The sequence below is a fragment of the Streptomyces sp. NPDC002018 genome (genome assembly GCF_042890865.1).
Lineage (GTDB): Bacteria > Actinomycetota > Actinomycetes > Streptomycetales > Streptomycetaceae > Streptomyces.
Window position 1 is genome coordinate 77,215 of record NZ_JBIASO010000026.1, and the last position, 6,548, is coordinate 83,762.

The 6,548-nt window shown below is 59.3% G+C and carries 4 protein-coding genes and 2 pseudogenes; 3 read left to right on the forward strand and 3 right to left on the reverse strand.

Annotated elements, in window-relative coordinates; all coding sequences use genetic code 11:
• Positions 1-278: 278 nt before the first annotated feature.
• A pseudogene (locus ACFYYH_RS30995) lies at positions 279-1,097 on the reverse strand (IS5 family transposase).
• A gap of 381 nt (positions 1,098-1,478) precedes the next feature.
• Here ACFYYH_RS30995 and ACFYYH_RS31000 point away from each other — a divergent pair.
• The 3 genes and pseudogenes from ACFYYH_RS31000 to ACFYYH_RS31010 form a co-directional block, all read left to right on the forward strand.
• Positions 1,479-2,003: a hypothetical protein gene (locus ACFYYH_RS31000; RefSeq protein WP_388558035.1), complete on the forward strand. Its 525-nt coding sequence runs from the start codon at positions 1,479-1,481 to the stop codon at positions 2,001-2,003.
• 8 nt (positions 2,004-2,011) lie between these two features.
• On the forward strand, positions 2,012-2,767 hold the full coding sequence (locus tag ACFYYH_RS31005) for a hypothetical protein (protein WP_388558038.1): 756 nt from the start codon (positions 2,012-2,014) through the stop codon (positions 2,765-2,767).
• Between the two features lie 395 nt (positions 2,768-3,162).
• A pseudogene (locus ACFYYH_RS31010) lies at positions 3,163-3,854 on the forward strand (IS5 family transposase); the annotation flags it as partial.
• A gap of 345 nt (positions 3,855-4,199) precedes the next feature.
• Here ACFYYH_RS31010 and ACFYYH_RS31015 read toward each other — a convergent pair.
• Together ACFYYH_RS31015 and ACFYYH_RS31020 are read right to left on the reverse strand one after the other, a co-directional pair.
• On the reverse strand, positions 4,200-5,861 hold the full coding sequence (locus ACFYYH_RS31015) for an ATP-binding protein (RefSeq protein WP_388558041.1): 1,662 nt from the start codon (positions 5,859-5,861) through the stop codon (positions 4,200-4,202).
• Positions 5,861-6,370, reverse strand: coding sequence for a HEPN domain-containing protein (locus tag ACFYYH_RS31020; protein WP_388558044.1), 510 nt, complete (start codon positions 6,368-6,370; stop codon positions 5,861-5,863). Before ACFYYH_RS31020 ends, ACFYYH_RS31015 begins: the two co-directional genes overlap by 1 nt.
• Positions 6,371-6,548: the final 178 nt, after the last annotated feature.

Genomic DNA, 6,548 nt, shown 5'->3' on the forward strand with positions numbered 1-6,548 from the left:
CGGGCTCCGCTCGGCACCATGGTTCCCCGTGGTTTCCCGCAGGATCGGGCACGGGTGGGGCACGGGCACCTTCTGATCCGTAGGCCCTGGTGGACCGGGCCCATGGCGGTCATGCCAGTCGTGCCATGGCCACCTGAGCACATGACCGGTCCAGCTCGGTTGCTGTACTTCGCCGCTGTACGGCAGGCCCGGGGTGGGCTGGTTGAATCGGCGGCATGCAGCCTGCGGACTCGGCGCACGTGTGCCTCGCTGTACCCCACCGCCCATAAGACGATGTCTCATGTGGTGAGTTTGGCGAGTTTCTTGTAGCAGGTCAGGGCGGCGGCGAGGCCGAGGAAGGCGAGGAAGTGGCTGCCTTTGCGCTCGTACCGGACGGTGAGACGGCGGTAGCCGAACAGCCAGGAGATGGATCTCTCGACCTTCCAGCGGTGGCGTCCGAGTCGTTCGGAGGATTCGATGCCCGGGCGGGCGATGCGGGCGATGATGCCGCGTTCGCGCAGCCAGGACAGGGTGTCGGCGGAGTAGTACGCCTTGTCGGCACGGAGCTTGCCGGGGCGCCGGCGGCGCGGTCCGCGCCGGGATCGTACGGCCGGTATCGCCTTCACGAGTGGCTTGAGGGCCAGGCTGTCGTGCGTGTTCGCCCCGGAGGTGCCGACCACCAGGGGGATGCCCTGGGCCTCGGACAGCACGTGCAGCTTGCTGCCGGATTTGCCGCGGTCGACCGGGTTCGGGCTGGTTCAGTGAACCCCCCTTTTCGCCCGTACCGAGGCGGCATCGACGATCACCGACGTCCAGTCCGGCTCGCCACGCGCGCCGAGCTCGTCCAGAACCGCCCGGTGCAGCCGACGCCACAGACCCGCCTTCGTCCAGGCGGTGAACCGGCGGTGCGCGGTGGCCGGCGAGACACCGAAAGTCGACGGCAGATGCCTCCACGCGCATCCGCTGGTCAGCACGTACACCATGGCGGTGAACACCGCTCGCTCGTCCAGCGGCGACGTGCCACCACCCTGGCGACGCGACGTGAACGACGGCAGCAACGGCGCGACCAGATCCCATAACCCGTCAGGAACCAGCCGCTGCGACAGATCAGCACCCACGAAGAACAATGATGCCGCAGCTCACGACACAGCCACGTGAGACATCGTCTTAGCCTCGCTGCCAGTGCCTTCGACCGGGGCAACCAGCGCTGGCGGATCGGGTAGGCAACTTACTGCGGGTCTGTTAAAGATCCCGGTTGCGATTTCCCGTTCGGCAGGAAATCGCAAATACGTTCCCATTGCGTCATGCGGCCTCTAGGTGCATCCTGAAAGGCTTTGTTGTGCGCGGGAAAGCGCAAGCAGGGTAGTTGAAGGTATTTGATCAGCAGGCGGATCGGTAATCGCCAAGGATCTGATCGAGTACCTGCGACTAGCATTCCGATCACCGCCCAGCGTCGGCGCGGTGACGCTGGGCAGGTGTACGTACCGGGAGGGGAACAAATGAGCGATCCAGAGATCGGCGCAATGTCCGCGATTGCTGGCGCCCTTCATGATCTTGAAGAGGACGCCCAGGGCAGAGTGCTGCGCTGGGCTGCTGAGCGCTATGGCGTTGTGCTCAGCAGTCCAGCTGCTAGAAACGGATTCAAGGGTGCGAGTGAGGGGGGAGAGGAAGCCGACGAAGTCAGCGACGAGGAGATCTCTGCCGAGGCCCCCAAGTTCGAGCACTTCGCCGAGCTGTTCCATGCCGCAGCTCCCAAGACCGACGTCGACAGGGCTCTCGTAGCGGGATACTGGTTCCAGGTAATTCAGGGTGACCCCGCCTTCCAGTCGGCTGACTTGAACAAAGAGTTGAAGAACCTCGGGCACGCCCTAAAGAATGTCACGGAGTCTCTCAAGGGCAATCAAGAGAAGAAGCCTGCGCGAGTCATTCAGCTGCGAAAGGCGGGGAATTCTCGCCAGGCGCGCAAGCTGTACAAGCTGACGCATGAAGGGTTGGTTTACGTCCAAGGAATGATTGCGAGCTGAGTCTCAACGTGACACCCGGCGAAGCCCTTGCGGCTCTACCCGACGGACTGCGGGACGACATCGTTCACGCCTTCAATCGAATTGTAAGCAACTATCGAGAGCATCGGTGGGAGCCTGCGGAGCTGAATGGCGGAAAGCTCTGCGAAGGAATCTATACCGCCATCACGGGGTATGTTGACGATCAGTATGCAGATCGTTCATCCAAACCCCGTGACATGGTCCGCGCTTGTCGTGAGCTTGAACAGAAACCTTCCTCTGTGCCGCGGTCGATCAAGGTCCAGATTCCTCGCATGCTACTGGCGCTCTATGAGATTCGAAACAATCGCGGTGTTGGCCATGCTGGTGGGGACATCGACCCGAATCTGATGGATGCAACAGCAGTCCTTTATATGAGCAAGTGGCTCATGGCTGAACTTGTGAGAGTTTTCCACAGCCTCACCATCGAACAGGCAACCTCGCTGGTTGAGAACCTGGTCGAGCGCGAAGTTCCTCAAGTTTGGACTGAGGGAAACAGGAAAAGGGTCCTAAGTCCTGGGTTGACCTGGAAGCAGAAGATGCTTCTTCTGCTCCTAAGTGAAAATGGCCCGGTGCGGGAAAGTGATCTAGTTAAATGGCTGGAGCACCCCAATGTGGCGCGCTTTAGGCGGGACATTCTTCGCCCGGCCCACAAGGAAAGCCTGATTGATTACGAAGAGGAGGGGCTTACAATTCGTCTACTTCCTCCAGGTGTACTCCAAGCAGAGGATCTATTCAGGCCCGTATAACGGTAGAGGCGCGTACCGAACAAGGTCGGTGTAGCGGCTTTGGGGTGGCGCTGCTTTGGCGCGAGTGATCATGGCCCCGTAAGCTTCCGGCGCGTCGGGCAGTCTGTGGAACTGCCCGGTAAAGCACGACGTTGGGGCCATGATCTTCGAGGCTCGCGCCAAAGTGACTCCGTAAAGCCGTGGAGCCGACCGCCCAAGCCACGACGTACCCCTTCTCTGGCATCAGGCGGCGGATTGCTGTGAGCGCGGCACGGGCGCCGGCCGGGCTGGAGCGGGGCGAAGACAGGAGCGCAGGCCCGGTCGGGGGCCGGGCCGCGCACGGTGAGCGGAGCGAGCCGCCTTGAACCAGTAAAGAAGGTTGTAACTCAGTCGAAGATCAATAGCGATAGTGGGTCCGTTCGAAGACGGCTCAAGCCGCTCTGGCGGCAAGCGTGTTAGTGGCGACATCGGGATGCACGTGACGGCAGGTGCCATCGGTGTTCAGGCTGGCCTGGCCGACCGTAAACCGCCGGTTCGCCCGTGGAGCGTGGAAAGGGTCTGGGCTCGCCTGCGCCGGGTGATCCTGGATGAACTGGGCACCAGGGGCGAGCTCGACTGGTCGCGCTTCGTGATCGATTCAGTGAGTCCGCCTCCTCAAAGGGGAGTCCTGACCGGACCGAATCCGACTGATCGTGGCAAGAACGGATCGAAGATTCACCTTCACCGACCGGTCCGGTCTACCGGTCGCGGTCGCCATCTCCGCAGCCAATACCCACGACAGCCTTGCTCTGCAGCCCCTCGTCGCATCGATCCCGCCGGTTCGCAGCTGGCGCGGGCCCCGCCGCAGACGGCCGGACAAACTCCATGGGGACAAGGGGCCTACGACTACCCCCGCTGCGGCGTCGGCTCCGCTATCGAGGTATTACACCTTGCCTCGCCGGGTGCGGGGTGGAGAATTCCCAGCCTCTGGGCCCGCCACCGCTGGGTGATTGAACGCCCCATGGCCTGGCTCGCCGGATGCCGCCGACCCCACCGCCGCTACGAGCACAAGCCCGAACACTTCCTCTGCATGAGGCCGCATACGGGCAAGACCTATACTTTCGGGTGAGCCGGAAGGGCGGGGGCTCCGCAGCGAATTCCGCTTCGGAATTCCAGAACGCCAAACTCTGGATTCCGCTGCTGCCTAACTGCGGACCCAAAGGGAGAGGTAATGGAATACTAGTTGACAGGTGCTTGGCTGAATTTCTGTGGCGCTGGTGGATATTGATGGCAAGCATGGTGCCCAGCAGCCCGCGGACGAGTCTTGCCGTCCCGTGCGGCCGCAACAGAGACTGGGAAGTCACCTCGGACAAACGAAGATTTTTTCGTCGGCGAACTGACGGGAGGCTCCCGAACAATCGAGGCTAGACCGAAGCAGGCCACCAGCCAAACCTGCTCCGTCGACCTCCTGCGTCTAGGCACCCCCCACTCGTTCAGCTGCTTTCTCTGCAAGCTGTTCCAGGTTGACAATCGGGGCGCGCCGCAATTCGTCACGTAGAAGCGTACCTGGTAGCTGCTTCTGTGTGCCGGCTGTCCCGCTTACCCGGAAACTCCATTTCCCATCCCTTAGATCAAGAATGGCCAAGCCGCGTTTTAGGCGGACGTCAGCATATTCGCTTAGGTCAAGAATGTATACTTCGTATTTGATTCCAGGCCGGTGTTGATCTGAGAGTGTCGACTGAATCAAATGGGCGAATCGCAAGTCGACAAGCTGCCCCAGCAGCTCATAGAATTGGTGAGACTTCTGCATAACGTCGACTTTGAAATATGTATAACCCGTGCCACGTACTTCTTCAGCGAGAGTGTTCAGGGCGGCAGTTAGGCTGACCGCACTGTCGGAGGAAACGTCTTGCTCTAGATCCCTCTTTTTACTCCTGGCAGCCCGGCCAGCAGCATCTGCGACATCTTCTCTGCCAATTTCTCGGGCTTTTGGCCGGGAGCGTGCAGCCACGATCGAGGAAGCGAAGAGATTAAGGTAGTCACGCGGTACACCACCTGAGGCGAGAACCAGCCTGCCTAGTGCAGCGTTTTGTGCGATGCTGGAGGGCTTAGCAAGTCCTGCAGTGGTTGTATAATTAGACAGCACCGATTCAAGGAATCGCTGTGTGGACCCAGGATCTTCGAGCGTAACATCGAGATCGATTTTCGAAGCATCGTGCGGGACTTCGATACCAATTCTCGATGAGGGCTCAAATGGCCTGGTGAGTCGCTCAATACTGGCAACCTTGATCCATCCATCGCAATCACGCAGCATGCCTGCGACGCAGTCCAGCAGGTGAGGTTGTGCGGCTTGTGGAAATAGGTAGAAGTCGTCGATGTACAGATAGAAGCGAACAAGGCCTTCCCGGAGAACAGCACGTAGGGATCGATTCAACTCAGCAACCATCTCGCCGAGAACCGAGTCGGAAATGGGTCCTTCCGTTCGCAAGTGCCCTAGTCGAACGTTGCTTTCTTTGAGTCGTGTATAAGACTCCCCCTGTGATGATCCAGCGTGTTGGATCAAGGAGTTGAGGGAGACCTCAGCAATTGCGATAAATGCGCTGGCGACATCCAACCTTCGCAGTGTATGGGCGTTAGTCCAAGCAGTAACGTGCCCGTCTCTTTCAGCAATTCGCTTCGCTTCGAGAAGAAGAGCTGTTTTCCCCACCCCTCGTCGCCCATAGACAAGGTGGTGCCTTGAGGCGCCAATGGCCGCTAGGCTGGCCCTAGGGTCTTCCATATACTTGAGGCTAGGGAGGGCGTCCGATGTGCGAGACCTTGCCTCGAGCAATTGGATGAGTTGGTCCATTTTTGGTCCCAAGAGGGGACTCTTGGATTGTTCCTCGCTAATCTTTTTTTCTTCGACCCGGTGGGGTCTGAAAGTGACGACCAGGGACCCGTTTGCGGCGTCCGATACATCATTCAATGCCTGCTCGATAGAACCCGCGAGACTCTGGGCAGTTACCAGAGATTCTTCATTAACCCATACGACGAACCACCTTTCCCCAGGGAATGACCTTTCATCGACTCGAACGATATTGATATCCGCCTCTTCGAGGGCGCTGGAGATCAAGGATTCATAGTTGACACTTGACATCAGATGTACCCATTCGTTGAGGCAAATGACTCACTGGCTTGCAGAAAGTTCGCGGCGGTTACAGCGAGCGTCCGCGCATCACTCTCCCACTCGGTTTCGTTGAGCGGGTAGGCGTCATAATCTGCTTGGTTGCGCAATAGGCGAGCATCTGTCAATTCGCTCTCACGTGTCGGCGAATTCAAGAGAGTTGGAGGAAGGTTTCTGGGGAGAATGTTATGCCGCTCATAGTCGTCGCCGCGATTCTCGGCAAAGACAATCGCCCGGGCAGCGTGATACATGGCATAATAATGGCGACTAATCGCCGATCTGTATTGCGCGCTAAAGAGGAGGTGGTCCCCTGCTCTCAAGTGTTCACCTGCAAGCAGTAATCGGTCTACTACGACCTGTTGCATAACCTGGGCGATCGGGAATGGATATCTCCCTCCCCCTGCTGGAATGGCGGAAATCACAGCACTCTTGCTGGTTGAGATGTGAAGCAAGACTAGGTCGGCAGGCGTGACTACTGGCATGGAGCTGCTGCTCCCCCTCTTGGCGGTGAACATCGCAGGCTATCGCAAACGCGGCGGCCAGCCCAACATCGCACCCCGTTGCCCTAGTAGGGCTTGGTCATGTGCCTTCCGTGATGGCGTGTCTTCTTGATCGGTCGTGTCGTTGATCGGGTGTGCTGGGTGAGGAGTTGGCTGCGGT